Genomic DNA, 15,499 nt, shown 5'->3' with positions numbered 1-15,499 from the left:
TTTCTCGTTGTATTCAACAGAAAATCTTCTCTTTTTTCTTGCCATTTCTTCCCTTTCTTATAATTAATTATTTTGAAATTAATTGTTTCTATATGTTTACAATTATATTAACTTTTTGTTTTTAAAGTTATTCGATGTTCAGTGTTGTATTTCAACGACAAACCATACCCTCTTGTGTCTCCAATTAGAGACATTTAACTAATTGATTGAATTTACCTATATCTAACTTCTGGAATGGACGTCTCAAATAAGAGACGGTATTTAGCATGTTTTATGAAAAGGTGACATATCAGTCTCATATTCCGGCCATATAATCTGGAAGAAATTTTCTTATGATTATTGTTGTATCTTGATAGTAGGTTAGGAGATTCGCGAGGTATAAGAAAATTGGCATGAAAAGTGCTTTATTAAATTTGTAGATACTCATCCGACTCCTTATGACAGCGTAGCTTCATAAACCTCAGGATGATGTAGAGCTAATTGCCAGTGCCTATGGTCCACGTTATAGATGAGTAAGCGTATGGTCTTTTCATCACAAACCGGACACAACGTTGAGTGAGGCACTATATCGTCTGTAGACCTGATTGTATTTATACACCTGTCTTATTTGACAGGTGTTTTTTTATCTTTATATGTATATGTACATGTGTATCGACATTTTTACCATGGTTAACAATTCAGATTAAGAATTATTGTTAACCATGGCTATTTTTAATTTAAAGGAAAATATTTATTCTTCTGTATCACTTTCACGTTTCAGTGTCAGCATAAAGCCTTTAGTGCGTATTTGAGCGGCTTCTTCACGTTTGTGTAATTTGTCCAGTGCATCGGCAAGCCAGGCGTAATCATGAGCATCAGGACGTTGTGCAAGAGCTGCCTTAAAGGCGGTTTCTGCTTTTGCCCATTCCCCATGACGCAATGCCACTTGCCCCAACGTACTGTTAAGTAAAGGTGTTGCACCATGTTGTTTCAACAAATGTGAAAGCGATTTTTGCACAGCCTCAGCATTATCTGCCTTTAAGTGAGGGAGTAACAGTAACAGCCGTTCATCGTATTGCTGTTTTAATCCATTGAGAATAAGCTGTTGTGCAGTTTCATGATCATTACATTCAATCAGGTGTTCAGCCATGGCAACCTGTAATGCAATGTCATTGCGAACTTTGCGACTTTGATCTTTCCACCATACTTTCAGTCCAGCACTGCCTTTTTCTGCCATGATTTGATTCATCAAGCCGATATAAGCTTGCTGACGCAATTGAGCCACATATTCTTCATCATGCAGACTAATTTTTGTTATCGAAGGTAAAATATCAATCAGGGATTGGTAGGCACCTGAACGTGTATATGCCTGCTCAGCCAGCCGCAACACTTCAGTATGTCGTGGGGCTTGATTGAGTAATTTATCCACACCGTTACGGGCTGCATGAATTTCTCCCTGCGCTAATTGGATACGCACACGGGTAATATCGACAGGGAGTTGATCTTTATCAGCCACTTCTGCGGCACGCTCGATATATTGATGGGTACGAAAATAATCGCCACGTTGTTGGGCAGCTTCCGCAGCAAGCAGATAGTTAACGACAGGGTTTTCTGCATGATCAACATTGCGGGTCAATAAGTGTTCTACCTGTTTAAAATCTCCTTCAGCCAGCTTAAGCAAAGCTTGCTTAGTCTGTAACCGAGCCCGGTTGCGCTTATATCCACCAAAGATCCAGCTATGAGTAAAAGTACCGGTACGTTTTAATCTGCGGTAACACCAACCAATGAGAATCAGCAGGAATTGCAGTAAGAGGAACATAATCACCAAACCAGTAACGCTGGTAGTGATATCGTAATTGTCTGTCTGAATAAGAACATATCCCTGATGCCCGGATAACAAAGGGCCAAGCACAACACCTATGATAAGGACGATGAACAGCAATAATATTTTTAGCATGTTCAGCCCTCCTTAGTGGATGTTTCAGCCTGATTAGAGCCTTCTTCAGATTTCGGCTGAGGCTGAATTTCTGGTTGAACTTGGGGCTGATAAAGCGGCTGGTGTGGCAAGTTATAAATACGCTTGCGCATTAAATCTGCTAGCACAGTCTGGCTATTTAATTGTTCCGGTATATCAATGGAAAGTGGTCGTTTTTCCAGTTTATCTACCTCATTCAGGAAAGTTACCGTATCTGGCATAGATGTATCAAAATAAGCTCTTACCCAGGTTGAAACAGATTTTAGTGATTCCTTATAAGTATCAATTTGTCGGCGAGGAGCTGCCTGGGCTGCTATCAACAGCTTGGAGCGGATATTTTCCCGTAGATAGATTTCCTGTTTTGGTGCCAACAGTGGCTCTTTAGAGCCATCACGCGGTTTGATGGTAATGAAATTATCCATAAAGCTGTGCCAGCTTTTGCTCAGATTTTCGCGCCAATCAGAGAGTGAAGCACTAATCCCTTTATCGTCTCCATCCATCGGTTTCCCTTGTTCCACACTATCAACCAGCGGCAAGTTATCTACCTGATTTGATAGCTGATTCAAGGTTAGAATAATGCCATCTATATCTACCTGATTGATTTTGGATAGCATGTCGATATCTTGCATAATCGTTGAGCGGGCATGCAATAAACTAGGATCATTCATTTCTGTAAGGCTGCTGTCTGCATCTTTTAGCAGAGCGATCGCGGTAGCAATATCCTGATCACTCCATATCTTGCGGCTTGCCATTTTTACGAGAAAATTTGCCTGTGCCAACCGCCAGTTTTCGATATCAGAATTTGTAATTGCGGACATTCGATCCTGAAGTTCTGCCATGCGGCTGTCTAATTGCTGTCTTTGCGTATTGGCTTGCTCCAGGGCATTTTTCATTGCTTCAATTTTGTCATCTGCATCTTGTTTATCCGCAGACTGTTGTTGCACGAAAGAAGCCACTTGCTGTTGTAGCGCGAGGTTTTCGGCTTCTAATTCTGCATTCTGTTGTTTACCATGATAAAAAAGATAAATTCCACCCGCACCTACTGCCAGCGTAATAGCAATTGAGAGTGTACTGCCCACCCACCCGTCACTTCTGGATTTACGAGGAGCCTTTTTAGGCTTCTGAGGGAGTGTTGTCTCAACCGCATCAGTGGATTTCTTTTGTTCCGTCATAATGGACATCCCATATTGGTTTATTCCAGCGCCTGCATTAAGGCGTCATTATCTGCACTCTTAGTGACTTTTATTTCTTGCCAGCCCAGTGTTCGGGCAATATTGGCGAGGCGTTCACTGACCACAATCAGCCGGCAACCTAATAACCACGCTTTGCCATTACCACTACTCTCAGTGCTACCATCTTCACTGTCATTACCTTCAGTAACTAAGTTATATAACAGTTGCAACATTTCGCCACTTGTAACAACGATGGTTCTTATACCACATTGTTGCCAATGATGATTGAACTCAGTTGTACGATATTTGACTGGCTGACGTGAATAACATTCACAGTAATCAATTGCTCCTCCCCGCATCTTTAAGGTTGAAGCAATCACCTCTCGGCCACCATTGCCGCGAAGTAATAAAATCTTTTTATTCTCCATTTTTTGTAAAGCAGGGAGTTGCAGGAGATCTTCACTTGTTTCTCCTTGCTCTGACCAGAGAATGTTTTTTCCCGTTTGTTGATGAAAGAGCAAGGACGTCGATTTGCCGATACCATAATAGGATAGCTTGTCAGGCCATGAGAGGCCTTCTTGTACAAGCTGTTCGTTGGCATAATGCACGGCATTTTTGGATAGCAGAAAAACGAAATCACCCGCTGATAGCTGTCGCAGTTTTTGTGTCAGTAAGGGCAGCTCAGTACCAGGGTAAATTGCAATAAGTGGCGCACTGAATGCTGTTTTACCGATAGATCTTAACTGATTGACCAACGCTTCTCCTGCGGGGGCAGGACGGGTGACTAAGATGCTCATGCAGGTGGGTTCCTTTGATATACGTCAGCCAGGATCTGGCGTGCACCTTTCTCTAATAACTCTTCTGCCAATGACACACCCGCCTGGCGGGCCTCTTCACTACGAATAAGTCTTTCGCCACGAATAATGGTACTGCCATCAGGTGCGCCAACAAGGGCACGTAACCAGATGTTACTGTCCTGCCAAATGGCATAGCTACCAATGGGAACCTGACATCCCCCTTCAAGGCGGGTGTTCATGGCACGTTCAGCGAGGACACAAATCTCTGTTCTTTGATGATTTAAGGGAGCAAGCAGCTCACGAGTCTGCATATCATTCAGGCGACATTCAATACCAACAGCGCCTTGACCGACAGCAGGAAGCAGCAATTCCGGTGCCAACGGCATTCGGATACGCTCTTCCAACCCTAGTCTTTTCAGGCCCGCAGTTGCAAGGATAATGGCGTCATAATCACCATTATCGAGTTTGCTCAAACGGGTGCCGACATTGCCACGTAAGTCGCGGATCACAAGATCAGGACGCAGATGGCGAAGCTGGCACTGGCGGCGTAAGCTGGATGTTCCAACAATACTGCCAGCGGGCAGTTCATCAATCGAGGCGTATTCTACTGAAACAAAAGCATCTCGTGGATCTTCCCTTTCACAGATTGTGACCAATCCCAAACCCTCAGGAAATTCGACAGGGACATCTTTCATGGAGTGAACAGCGATGTCTGCCCGATTTTCAAGCATCGCTAACTCTAGCTCTTTCACAAATAACCCTTTACCGCCAACCTTGGCGAGTGGCGTATCAAGGATGACATCACCGCGAGTGATCATTGGAACTAATACAACTTTCAATTCAGGATGGAAATGTTCTAGTTGCTTTTGAACGTATCGAGCTTGCCACATAGCTAAAGGGCTTTGGCGAGTCGCAATGCGAATGGTTTTCATTGTCATGGGTAATTATCTTGGATAATTGTATTAATTAACGGCAATTGGAGATTTTTATCTCCAAAGAGTGAAAAAATAGAACAGTAAAAATGGCTCAGTTTTAACACTTCAATAATTTTTTTTCCAGTTAAGAAAAAACCAGAATAGTATATAAATATACAGCTCGAAAAGATAAAGATAAAAATAATTTTAAACATTAAAATAATGTTTTAATTAAATGGAGTAAATAAACAAATAGATTGAATTAAAATCAAATTGCTATTTGAAATTTATCTTTTTCGAAAAAAGAGAAAGATATTTATCAATTAAAAGTAATATTAATGAAACAGTTATGCAAAATTCGGCGTTTACAATACCTTACAGCAACGATACAGAAAATGGTCAGCTATAATACCTATTTCAAAAAAACATATTTTAGTATCAAATTTGTGAGTAACTTAATACTTTACAATGAGTTAATTGATGTTTAGGTGTTGTATGGAAGGTGAAAAGATGATATTGCGGACTTTACGCCTTGACTGCAAGGTGTTAAATTGATCACGTTTCCGATAATAAGTTTGTAAAAAAATTCTAAAAAATAGTCTTGTAACACGACCTGTTAACGAGTATCAGACGTTAACGGTGGCTGAGCGTTAGCGGAAACTGGCGATTGTAAGCACTGAAACTGAAGCAGGCGAAACTCTTGTATCTTTATATTGAAACGCTGAAGCAGCGACTGGATGCAATTAATCAGCTTAGGTTAGAGCGTGCGACTAACTCAATGAGCGCCGCATTTAAGCAGGTTTATAATTTAATTCCAGTATTATTACACTATCATCATCCAATGATGCCGGGTTATATCAAAGATGACGTTCCTCATGGTGTCTGTTTTTTTGTACCTGATGAAACTCAGCAATTTTGGATTAATGATCTGGAATACCAGTTTACTGGTGTTTTCTCCCCCTCCTTTAATGGTGAACTGCCAATTACGGGTATTTACTCGATGGGCAGTACTTCTTCTATCGGACAGAGCTATTTTTCTGATTTAGATATTTGGGTTTGTCATCAATCCTGGCTGGATAGTGGTGAAAAAGCGCTACTGGAACAGAAATGTATTTTAATAGAACAATGGGCTGCTTCACTGGGTATTGAAGTAACCTTCTTTTTGATTGATGAGAATCGCTTTCGCCATAACACCTGCGGCAGCCTGAATGGCGAAGATTGTGGCTCAACTCAGCATATCCTTCTGCTGGATGAATTTTATCGCACTGCGGTCTGCATGGCGGGTAAACGCCTGTTGTGGGCGATGGTTCCTGTGGAAGAGGAGGTAAATTACGATGAATATGTGCTTTCTTTATATGCACAGGGTGTTTTAACCCCGAATGAGTGGTTGGATCTGGGCGGCTTAGGTGAGTTGTCAGCAGAAGAATATTTTGGTGCCAGCCTGTGGCAACTTTATAAGAGTGTAGATTCTCCTTATAAGTCCGTATTGAAGAGCCTGTTGCTGGAAGCCTATTCGTGGGAATACCCGAATGGCAAGTTGCTGGCAATGGAGATGAAACAGCATTTCCATGATGGCTCGATTGTTTCTTTTGGCCTTGATGCTTACAGCATGATGCTTGATCGTGTTACCCGATACCTTACTGATACTAATGACACGACGCGTTTGGATTTGGCGCGCCGCTGTTTTTACCTGAAGGTTTGCGAAAAAATTCAGGAAAGCGGTGATGATAAAGGGTATTCAGGATGGCGACAGCAGATTATCTCTCAGTTAGCGCAGGAATGGGGCTGGAATAGCGATAAACTGGCCATGTTGAATAACCGTAACTCATGGAAAATCGAGCAGGTACGTGCAGCTCATAATGAACTGCTGGATACCATGATGCAGAGTTATCGCAATCTTATCCGTTTTGCCCGGCGTAACAATTTAAGTGTGAGTGCGAGTCCACAAGACATTGGTGTATTGACCCGTAAATTGTATGCTGCATTTGAGGCCCTGCCCGGCAAAATCACGTTGGTAAACCCGCAAATTTCGCTGGATTTGTCAGAACAAGATTTGACATTTATTTATGTTCCACCAGGGCGGGCAAATCGTAGTGGCTGGTATCTTTATAATCGAGCGCCCGCAATAGAATCCATCATTGGTCATCAACCGCTGGAGTATAATCGTTATTTGAATAAATTGGTGGCATGGACATATTTCAACGGGTTGCTGGCGGAAAAAACCCGTATTCATATTCATCATGGAGAATCTCAAACTGACAAAAAGAAGCTACGCGATTTGGTGAGTGATATTTCTACTCATTTCCCTATCCGCTTGCCCGCTCCAACACCAAAGGCATTATACAGCCCTTGTGAAATCCGCCATCTGGCAATTATTGTGAATTTGGAAACTGATCCAACCATAAATTTTTCCGATCAAATTGTACATTTTGATTTCAGAAATTTAGATGTGTTCAGTTTCGGTGAATCGCAGCAATGTCTGGTGGATAGTATCGACTTGCTTTACCGTAATTCATGGAATGAAGTGAGGACACTGCATTTCAGCGGTGAACAATCCATGCTGGAAGCATTGAAAACAATACTGGGAAAAATGCACAGAGATGCAGCACCGCCAGCGAGTGTTGAAGTTTTTTGTTATAGCAAGCATTTGTGTGGATTGATTCGCACCCGCATCCAGCAATTGGTTTCAGAGTGTATCGGGTTGCGTCTCTCCAGTAACCGGCAGGATCCTAACCGCTTCAAAGCATTGCGCATTTCTGGTCAAACCTGGGGGCTATTTTTTGAACGGCTCAACGTTTCAGTGCAAAAACTGGAAAATGCGGTGGAATTCTATGGTGCAATTTCAAATACCAAGCTACATGGTCTGCCAGTTAAAATTGATACTAAAGAAAAACATCTGCCCCCTGTCATTGATGGATTTGCCTGTGAAGGGATCATTCAGTTTTTCTTTGAAGATATTGAAGGTAACCAAGGGTTCAATATCTATATTCTGGATGAATCAAACCGGGTAGAAATTTATTTCCATTGTGAAGGAAGTAAAGAAGAATTGGTGCGTGATGTCAGCCGTTTTTATTCTTCATCGCATGACCGTTTTACCTATGGCTCCAGTTTTATCAATTTTAATTTGCCACAGTTCTATCAAATCGTTAAGAAAGGCGAACGTACTCATGTAGCGCCATTTATGGATGGTAAATCGCCGTTAGATAATGAGACAAGGAATATTATTGATCTGGAACTGGATGAGGCGTTCAGGGCAAATAGCGACCCGTTTCATTCTTTGTACCACTATTGAGAATGGGTCATAGTTAGGTCATCGCTGTAGTCAGTAGCTGTAGTCAGTAAAAGTGCCGTATTTTGGATACGGCACAAGATGTCAGTTGTTTAAGTAAGGGGGATAAAAACTTCACTAAAACTGAAATGGCTCGTCACTCTGTTCTGTAATTGCTTGTGCCAGCATGGAAAGAAAATCGTTACCGCTACGGTCGCAAACCCACTTGTTATCCCGGTAATCGAAATGATAACCCCCATTTTTAGTTGCCAGCCAGATTTGGTGAAAAGGCTCCTGGCGATTGATAATGATTTTGCTGCCATTCTCAAAGCTAAGTGTCATTACGCCACCATTGGTTTCACAGTCAATATCGGCATCACCTTCATAGTTATCCAGTTGTTCTTCAAGATAAAGCATCAATTGATCAGCTAATTGATGAAATTCGCTATCGTTCATATTTATTTCCTATTTGCTTTTCAGGGCCTAACTGCGATTATAGAGAGTATTGGCGTATGAATCACAGGCATTAATCATGATGAACAAACAATTCCGTTGGTCACTTGCTATCATAACACTACTCTCTATTGCGGGCTGTGGCTTGAAAGGCCCTCTTTATTTCCCGCCAGCAGAGTCTGTTGCACCTCAAACTTCATTGAATAAGGCGCAGCCGACGGGAAATTTTTCTCAAAATAACCTCTCTAAAAACGATATCATTAAAAACAATACCTCGGCGGATGCTTGATAAGCGTAAGCAGGTGATGGAATTTCACTTGGAGTAGTATATGCAATTCTCCAAAATGCATGGTCTTGGCAATGATTTTATGGTCGTTGATGCAGTGACCCAGAATGTTTATTTTTCGCCGGAATTAATCTGCCGGTTATCAAATAGACATACTGGTGTAGGGTTTGATCAACTGCTGGTTGTTGAAGCGCCCTATGATCCTGACCTAGACTTTCACTATCGTATTTTTAATGCGGATGGCAGTGAAGTTTCTCAATGTGGTAATGGGGCTCGTTGTTTTGCTCGTTTTGTCCGTTTAAGAGGGTTGACGAATAAACGTGAGATTAAGGTTAGTACACGGTCTGGTCATATGACGCTGAGCGTGACATACGATGATCAGGTCTGTGTCAATATGGGCGAGCCGGTCTTTGAACCACAGTCCGTCCCTTTCCGCGCTAACAAAGCAGAAAAAACTTATATTATCAGGGTCATGGATCGTACGGTGCTCTGTGGTGTTGTCTCAATGGGGAATCCTCACTGTGTTATTCAGGTTGAGAATGTGGACACCGCAGAGGTTGAGGTGCTTGGCCCCATTTTAGAACGCCATGAACGTTTTCCTGAGAGAGCGAATATTGGCTTTATGCAGGTCGTGAATCGTAGCCATATCCGATTGCGTGTCTTTGAGCGAGGTGCCGGAGAAACGCGGGCATGTGGTAGTGGCGCTTGTGCCGCTGTTGCTGTTGGTATCCAGCAAAATCTATTAGATAAGCAGGTTCGCGTTGATTTGCCAGGCGGTTCCCTGAATATTCGTTGGGATGGGCCAAGGCAGCCACTTTATATGACCGGGCCGGCAACTCATGTTTATGACGGCACAATTCAGGTGTAATTGATTCATGTGTCATTGATTCCGTGTGGCAGGAGTTATTTTTGAAATATGGGGCATTGGAAAATGGGTAAAGAAAACAAACCATTGCACACCGAAAATGAATTGGATGATCAGATCGTGGTGGATTATCTGCTGAATAACCCCAATTTTTTTATCCGCAATGCTAATGCGGTCGATAGGATAGAGGTTCCTCATCCAGTACGTGAGTGTGTTTCTCTGATGGAATGGCATATGAACCGTCAAAGAAAACGAATCCGCTACCTGGAAGAAGACTTGATACATCTGGTGGAACAGGCAAAACAAAATGAAATATTGTTTAATCGCTTGTTGCAATTGCTTACTGAACTTTCTGCTGTCGAAAGTTTGCAGGATTTTCTTTCCCGTTTAAGCTCATGGTCAAAAACACTGGGTCTGAGCAACTGTTATATCCGGTTGTTTTCTGACAAGTGGTTTCTTGGTGCCCCATTGAATGCGCCGGATTTAGCGATATCCCGCAATGCTTTTGAGCCAATTCGGATCCAACGATTCGGTGACAATAACCATTATCTTGGTATGTTACACGGCCCGGAAATTTTATTGTTGATGCCTCAGGCTCGTCATGTCGGCTCAGTGGCTGTGTCTCTTTTAGGAGGACAAGGAGAGTTGGGCATGGTGATCTTCAATAGCCATGATAAACGACACTATCACGAAGGAATGGGAACTGACCTGTTAGATCAGTTAGTGAAACTGCTGCCAAGGTTATTGTCCCGTTGGATTAAACGAGTATGAACCAGCCAATCGATTTACTCCTTGAGCCAGTAGAAGCCTTTTTGCACCATCTGCGAGTTGAGCGTCGTCTAAGTCTGATGACAATAACCAATTATCGTCGTCATCTCACGGTATTGGCAGAAATGTCACTGGAAATGGGGGTAACAGAGTGGCAATCGCTTGATGCGACTAAAGTCAGAATGTTCGCTACCCGTAGCCGTCGGGTTGGGTTACAGTCTGCCAGCCTTGCACTGCGTCTTTCTTCCTTGCGTAGTTTTCTGGATTGGATGGTGACACAGGAAAAAATAGAAGCTAATCCTGCTAAAATTGTCAGTACACCACGCAAAAAGCACCATTTACCCAAAAACATAGATGTGGACGAAGCTAACCAACTACTCAATATTAACCTGAATGATCCTCTGTCTGTGCGTGACAGAACAATGATGGAAGTCATGTATGGTGTGGGCTTACGCCTATCTGAGCTGGTTGGCCTGGATTGCCAGCATCTGGATTTGAAAAATGGTGACATTTGGGTGCAGGGTAAAGGCAGTAAAGAACGTAAAGTTCCGGTCGGGAGAATTGCATTGCAATGGCTGCAACGTTGGCTGGAAATGCGGGAACTATTTGAACCGGAAGGTAATGCTGTTTTCATTTCCACCCGAAGCGGGAAACGGATCTCAACCCGCAATGTACAAAAACGATTTGAGCAGTGGGGGATTCGGCAGGGGATAAACAATCATATTCATCCCCATAAACTGCGCCATTCGTTTGCTACACATATTCTGGAATCCAGTGGTGATCTCCGGGCTGTGCAAGAATTGTTAGGCCATACAAGTTTATCGTCTACCCAGGTCTACACCCATCTGGATTTTCAACACTTATCCAAAGTTTATGATGTGGCTCACCCTAGAGCAAAAAGAGGGAAATCATAATGCGTTTTTATCGGCCTCTCGCGCCATTTGCTGCGATGACATTCGATCTGGATGATACACTTTACGATAATCATCCAGTCATCGATAAAACCGAAAAAGAAGTATTGTGTTTTATCAGGCAGTACGATGCCAAATTCAGCCATTTTGACAGCGAAGATCTGCATGTATACCGTCAGGCTGTTCTTGAGATGGAACCAGAAATTTACCATGATCTGACAGCATGGCGACGGCATTCCGCAGAACTGATGTTCAGCTACCACGGTTTTAACCGTGAGGCAGCCATACGTGGCGCGGATGAGATTATGTCTTGTTTCACCTATTGGCGTAATCAGATCATCATACCAGAATCGACACATAACACTTTATCGGTGCTGGCAGAAAAGATGCCGCTGGTGGCGATCACCAATGGGAATGTTGAACCTGCTGAATGTGGTCTTGCCCGTTATTTTAAATTTGTTCTTAAAGCAGGAGTGGATGGACGTTCCAAGCCATGTCCAGACATGTATCATCTGGCGGCTAAACAATTGGGGCTGCCAGCAAATCAAATTCTGCATGTTGGTGATAATTTGAAGACCGATGTCGAAGGAGCCCTTTGCAGCGGTATGCAGGCTTGTTGGATGAATGTTGAAAATAAAAATCTGATGCAAAAGCCTGAAGGGCGGCGGGTTCCACATATTGAGATTTCTGACTTGGATTCTTTGATCGCACTGATATAATTTCAGACTGTAATTCTGTATAAAAAAACAGTGACAAAAGTCATTGTTAACAACTGATGGTAATTATGGACGTCTCTTATCTGCTCGAAAGCTTGAATGATAAACAACGTGAAGCTGTTGCTGTACCCCGTACCAATATGCTGGTACTGGCAGGTGCTGGCAGCGGTAAGACTCGCGTATTGGTGCACCGTATCGCCTGGTTACTGTCAGTTGAACATGCCTCACCTTTCTCTGTTATGGCAGTAACATTTACCAATAAAGCAGCAGCAGAGATGCGCCACCGCATTGAAAATCTGATTGGTACTAGTCAGGGGGGCATGTGGATTGGAACATTTCATAGTCTGGCTCATCGTTTACTGCGTGCCCATCATCTTGATGCCAACTTACCGCAGGATTTCCAGATCCTGGACAGTGAAGATCAGCACCGTCTGATTAAACGTATCGTCAAGGCGATGAATCTGGATGACAAACAGTGGCCTGCACGTCAGGGTATGTGGTACATCAACGGCAAAAAAGATGAAGGATTACGCCCTCAGCATATTGAAAGTTACGGCAATCCGGTGGAAGCAACATGGCTGAGAATTTATCAGGCCTATCAGGAAGCTTGTGATCGTGCCGGATTGGTGGATTTTGCTGAGTTATTGTTGCGTGCTCATGAACTGTGGTTGAACAAACCGCAAATATTGCAACATTATCGTGATCGTTTTACTAATATTTTGGTAGATGAGTTTCAGGATACCAACAGCATTCAATATGCTTGGATCCGCTTGTTAGCCGGCGATTCCGGTAAGGTGATGATTGTCGGGGACGATGATCAATCTATTTACGGTTGGCGGGGAGCGCAAGTAGAAAACATTCAGCGTTTCCTCAAAGATTTCCCGGCTGCGAAGACGATTCGTCTGGAACAGAATTACCGTTCCACCAGCAATATCCTTAAGGCAGCTAATGCCCTGATTGCTCATAACAATGACCGGTTGGGCAAAAACTTATGGACAGAAGGCAGCGAAGGAGAACCGATCTCACTTTACTCTGCTTTTAATGAATTGGATGAAGCACGTTATGTTGTTAGCCGCATCAAGCATTGGCTGGACAATGGCGGAGCATTAAAAGAGTGTGCGATCCTGTACCGCAGTAATGCCCAGTCCCGCGTATTGGAAGAAGCCTTGTTGCAGGCTTCCATACCTTACCGTATTTATGGCGGCCAACGCTTCTTTGAACGTCAGGAAATCAAAGACGCTTTATCTTATCTGCGTCTGGTCGCAAACCGTAATGATGATTCTGCCTTTGAACGCGTGGTCAATACACCTACGCGGGGAATTGGAGACAGAACATTAGATGTTGTGCGTCAGATGGCGCGAGATCAACAGAAAACACTGTGGGAAAGCAGTCTGATGCTGATCCAGGAAAAAGTGCTGGCAGGGCGGGCCGCATCTGCCTTACAGCGTTTTATTGAGTTAATTGATGCACTAGAAACTGAAACACAAGAGATGCCACTCCATATACAGACGGATCGGATTATCCGTGATTCTGGCTTGTGGGCGATGTATCAGCAGGAAAAAGGCGAAAAAGCGCAGGCGCGTATCGAAAACCTTGAGGAATTAGTCACGGCGACCCGCCAATTCAGCTATCAGGATGAAGACGAAGATTTGATGCCATTGCAGGCTTTCTTATCTCATGCTGCGCTTGAAGCGGGTGAAGGGCAGGCCGATGCCTATCAGGATTCTGCCCAGTTGATGACTCTGCATGCGGCGAAAGGGTTGGAATTCCCGCAAGTTTTTATTGTCGGTATGGAAGAGGGGATGTTCCCAAGCCAAATGTCCATTGAGGAAGGGGGGCGTTTGGAAGAAGAGCGCCGGCTGGCTTATGTGGGGGTGACAAGGGCGATGGAAAAACTGACCCTGACCTATGCCGAAAGTCGTCGCCTGTATGGGAAAGAAGTGTATCATCGCCCGTCTCGTTTTATCGGGGAGTTACCGGAAGAATGTGTCACTGAGGTGCGTCTGCGGGCAACAGTGTCCCGTCCGGTGAATCATAAACGACTGGGAACACCGATCAGCACTAATGATAGCGGTTATGCCCTGGGACAACGTGTCCGCCATCCTAAATTTGGTGAGGGGACAATTATCAATATTGAAGGCAGTGGGGAACATTGCCGTTTGCAAATCGCGTTTCAGGGTGAAGGCATCAAGTGGCTGGTGGCTGCTTATGCCAGGCTTGAAACCGGCCAATAATAATCCGGTCGAATGTTGACAGGCTTTTTCTTCTAAGCGTAACATTCGCGCCTTACGATAAACGTAGGGAGTATAAGGAGACTTATGGTACATGCTGAACGCATTTAAATTAGAGAATAATCGCCTGCTCCGTCTCGAACTTGAAGAAGGTGATAAGTTATCCGACTCGATGTGGGTAGATTTGGTTGGACTGGGAGATAATGATCGGCTCCGAGTCCAGAACGAATTAGGACAAGCTCTGGCGACCCGCACTGAATTGGATGATATCGAGGCTTCGGCCCGTTTTTTTGAAGATGAAGATGGTATGCACGTCCACTCATTCTTCTATTTTGAAGACGCTGAAGACCATGCTGGCAACTCGACAGTCGCCTTTACCATTCGTGACGGTCGTCTCTACACATTGCGTGAGCGTGAACTCCCTGCATTTCGATTATACCGAATGCGCGCCCGTAACCAGACGATGGTTGATGGGAATGCCTATGAGCTGCTGATGGATTTGTTCGAAACCAAGATCGAACAGTTGGCAGATGTGATTGAAAATATCTATAGCGTACTGGAATCCCTGAGCCGGGTGATTATGAACGGTAAACAAGGGGATGAATTCGATTCCGCTCTATCGAATCTTGCTGAGCAGGAAGATATTGGCTGGAAAGTGCGCCTTTGTTTAATGGATAGTCAGCGTGCCCTGAACTTTCTTGTGCGCCGTGCCCGTTTGCCTGCCAACCAGTTAGAACAGGCACGTGAGATCCTGCGGGATATCGAATCCTTGTTGCCACATAACGAATCCTTATTCCAGAAAGTTAACTTCCTGATGCAGGCGGCGATGGGTTTTATCAACATCGAACAGAGCCGGATTATCAAAATCTTCTCCGTTGTTTCCGTGGTATTTCTGCCGCCAACGCTGGTGGCTTCCAGCTATGGAATGAACTTCAAATTTATGCCGGAGCTGAATTGGACATTCGGCTACCCTGCGGCCATTGGGTTGATGATTGCCGCAGGATTGGCACCTTACCTCTACTTTAAGCGAAAGAACTGGCTGTAATCATTCCGATCTCCATGCTTTATAGCCGCTTTGCTGGCTATTTCTAAAGACCCTCCAGTTACATAGTCAGCTATATTTCTGGGGGCTGTCTCTCGTTATACTACAACCTGAAAAAGTAT

Annotated in this window: 13 protein-coding genes; 8 read left to right on the top strand and 5 right to left on the bottom strand. The window is 43.8% G+C overall.

Going from position 1 to position 15,499, the window contains the following annotated elements; genetic code table 11:
- Positions 1–730: 730 nt before the first annotated feature.
- Genes hemY through hemC form a run of 4 tightly spaced genes read right to left on the bottom strand, consistent with a single transcriptional unit; the run spans position 731 to position 4,861 of the window.
- Positions 731–1,936, bottom strand: coding sequence for a protoheme IX biogenesis protein HemY (gene hemY / locus Xind_RS04070; protein WP_187649525.1), 1,206 nt, complete (start codon positions 1,934–1,936; stop codon positions 731–733).
- A gap of 2 nt (positions 1,937–1,938) precedes the next feature.
- Positions 1,939–3,126, bottom strand: a complete 1,188-nt coding sequence (gene hemX, locus Xind_RS04065) for a uroporphyrinogen-III C-methyltransferase (protein ID WP_187649524.1) — start codon at positions 3,124–3,126, stop codon at positions 1,939–1,941.
- A 20-nt stretch (positions 3,127–3,146) separates the two neighbouring features.
- Positions 3,147–3,923 carry a uroporphyrinogen-III synthase gene (gene hemD / locus Xind_RS04060; protein WP_187649523.1) on the bottom strand — a complete coding sequence of 259 codons (777 nt, stop codon included), beginning with the start codon at positions 3,921–3,923 and terminating at the stop codon, positions 3,147–3,149.
- Positions 3,920–4,861: a hydroxymethylbilane synthase gene (gene hemC, locus Xind_RS04055; RefSeq protein WP_187649522.1), complete on the bottom strand. Its 942-nt coding sequence runs from the start codon at positions 4,859–4,861 to the stop codon at positions 3,920–3,922. The genes hemD and hemC overlap by 4 nt, the downstream gene beginning before the upstream one ends.
- Positions 4,862–5,537: 676 nt before the next feature.
- On the opposite strand from hemC, the gene Xind_RS04050 reads away from it, so the two are divergent.
- Positions 5,538–8,129 (top strand): class I adenylate cyclase, encoded by a 2,592-nt coding sequence (locus Xind_RS04050; protein ID WP_047683273.1) that lies wholly within the window; start codon positions 5,538–5,540, stop codon positions 8,127–8,129.
- 114 nt (positions 8,130–8,243) lie between these two features.
- On the opposite strand, the gene cyaY is transcribed toward Xind_RS04050, so the two are convergent.
- The gene (gene cyaY / locus Xind_RS04045; protein WP_047683271.1) at positions 8,244–8,561 is read right to left on the bottom strand and encodes an iron donor protein CyaY; all 318 of its coding nucleotides are present in this window, start codon (positions 8,559–8,561) and stop codon (positions 8,244–8,246) included.
- A 76-nt stretch (positions 8,562–8,637) separates the two neighbouring features.
- Between cyaY and lptM the strand changes: the two genes are divergently transcribed.
- The 7 genes from lptM to corA all read left to right on the top strand — a co-directional run bounded on the left by lptM (position 8,638) and on the right by corA (position 15,380).
- Positions 8,638–8,847 carry an LPS translocon maturation chaperone LptM gene (gene lptM, locus Xind_RS04040; RefSeq protein ID WP_072032533.1) on the top strand — a complete coding sequence of 70 codons (210 nt, stop codon included), beginning with the start codon at positions 8,638–8,640 and terminating at the stop codon, positions 8,845–8,847.
- 40 nt (positions 8,848–8,887) lie between these two features.
- Positions 8,888–9,712, top strand: a complete 825-nt coding sequence (gene dapF / locus Xind_RS04035) for a diaminopimelate epimerase (protein ID WP_047683269.1) — start codon at positions 8,888–8,890, stop codon at positions 9,710–9,712.
- Between the two features lie 63 nt (positions 9,713–9,775).
- Entirely contained in the window at positions 9,776–10,480 is a 705-nt protein-coding gene (locus tag Xind_RS04030) for a DUF484 domain-containing protein (protein ID WP_047683293.1), read from the top strand.
- Positions 10,477–11,391: a tyrosine recombinase XerC gene (gene xerC, locus Xind_RS04025; protein WP_047683267.1), complete on the top strand. Its 915-nt coding sequence runs from the start codon at positions 10,477–10,479 to the stop codon at positions 11,389–11,391. Before Xind_RS04030 ends, xerC begins: the two co-directional genes overlap by 4 nt.
- On the top strand, positions 11,391–12,107 hold the full coding sequence (yigB, locus tag Xind_RS04020) for a 5-amino-6-(5-phospho-D-ribitylamino)uracil phosphatase YigB (RefSeq protein WP_187649521.1): 717 nt from the start codon (positions 11,391–11,393) through the stop codon (positions 12,105–12,107). Before xerC ends, yigB begins: the two co-directional genes overlap by 1 nt.
- Positions 12,108–12,172: 65 nt before the next feature.
- Entirely contained in the window at positions 12,173–14,338 is a 2,166-nt protein-coding gene (uvrD, locus tag Xind_RS04015) for a DNA helicase II (RefSeq protein ID WP_047683263.1), read from the top strand.
- 91 nt (positions 14,339–14,429) lie between these two features.
- Positions 14,430–15,380, top strand: coding sequence for a magnesium/cobalt transporter CorA (gene corA, locus Xind_RS04010; protein ID WP_047683261.1), 951 nt, complete (start codon positions 14,430–14,432; stop codon positions 15,378–15,380).
- Positions 15,381–15,499: the final 119 nt, after the last annotated feature.

This window comes from Xenorhabdus indica (genome assembly GCF_014467235.1).
GTDB lineage: Bacteria > Pseudomonadota > Gammaproteobacteria > Enterobacterales > Enterobacteriaceae > Xenorhabdus > Xenorhabdus indica.
Note: the sequence above shows the minus strand (reverse complement) of the source record. Positions and strands in the feature narration are given on the sequence as shown.

Excerpts from the sequence above, each read along its gene's own strand:
- hemY (WP_187649525.1), bottom strand. The coding sequence starts at position 1,936 with ATGCTAAAAATATTATTGCTGTTCATCGTCCTTATCATAGGTGTTGTG.
- hemX (WP_187649524.1), bottom strand. The coding sequence starts at position 3,126 with ATGACGGAACAAAAGAAATCCACTGATGCGGTTGAGACAACACTCCCT.
- hemD (WP_187649523.1), bottom strand. The coding sequence starts at position 3,923 with ATGAGCATCTTAGTCACCCGTCCTGCCCCCGCAGGAGAAGCGTTGGTC.
- hemC (WP_187649522.1), bottom strand. The coding sequence starts at position 4,861 with ATGACAATGAAAACCATTCGCATTGCGACTCGCCAAAGCCCTTTAGCT.
- cyaY (WP_047683271.1), bottom strand. The coding sequence starts at position 8,561 with ATGAACGATAGCGAATTTCATCAATTAGCTGATCAATTGATGCTTTAT.
- lptM (WP_072032533.1), top strand. The coding sequence starts at position 8,638 with ATGATGAACAAACAATTCCGTTGGTCACTTGCTATCATAACACTACTC.
- dapF (WP_047683269.1), top strand. The coding sequence starts at position 8,888 with ATGCAATTCTCCAAAATGCATGGTCTTGGCAATGATTTTATGGTCGTT.
- Xind_RS04030 (WP_047683293.1), top strand. The coding sequence starts at position 9,776 with ATGGGTAAAGAAAACAAACCATTGCACACCGAAAATGAATTGGATGAT.
- xerC (WP_047683267.1), top strand. The coding sequence starts at position 10,477 with ATGAACCAGCCAATCGATTTACTCCTTGAGCCAGTAGAAGCCTTTTTG.
- yigB (WP_187649521.1), top strand. The coding sequence starts at position 11,391 with ATGCGTTTTTATCGGCCTCTCGCGCCATTTGCTGCGATGACATTCGAT.
- uvrD (WP_047683263.1), top strand. The coding sequence starts at position 12,173 with ATGGACGTCTCTTATCTGCTCGAAAGCTTGAATGATAAACAACGTGAA.
- corA (WP_047683261.1), top strand. The coding sequence starts at position 14,430 with ATGCTGAACGCATTTAAATTAGAGAATAATCGCCTGCTCCGTCTCGAA.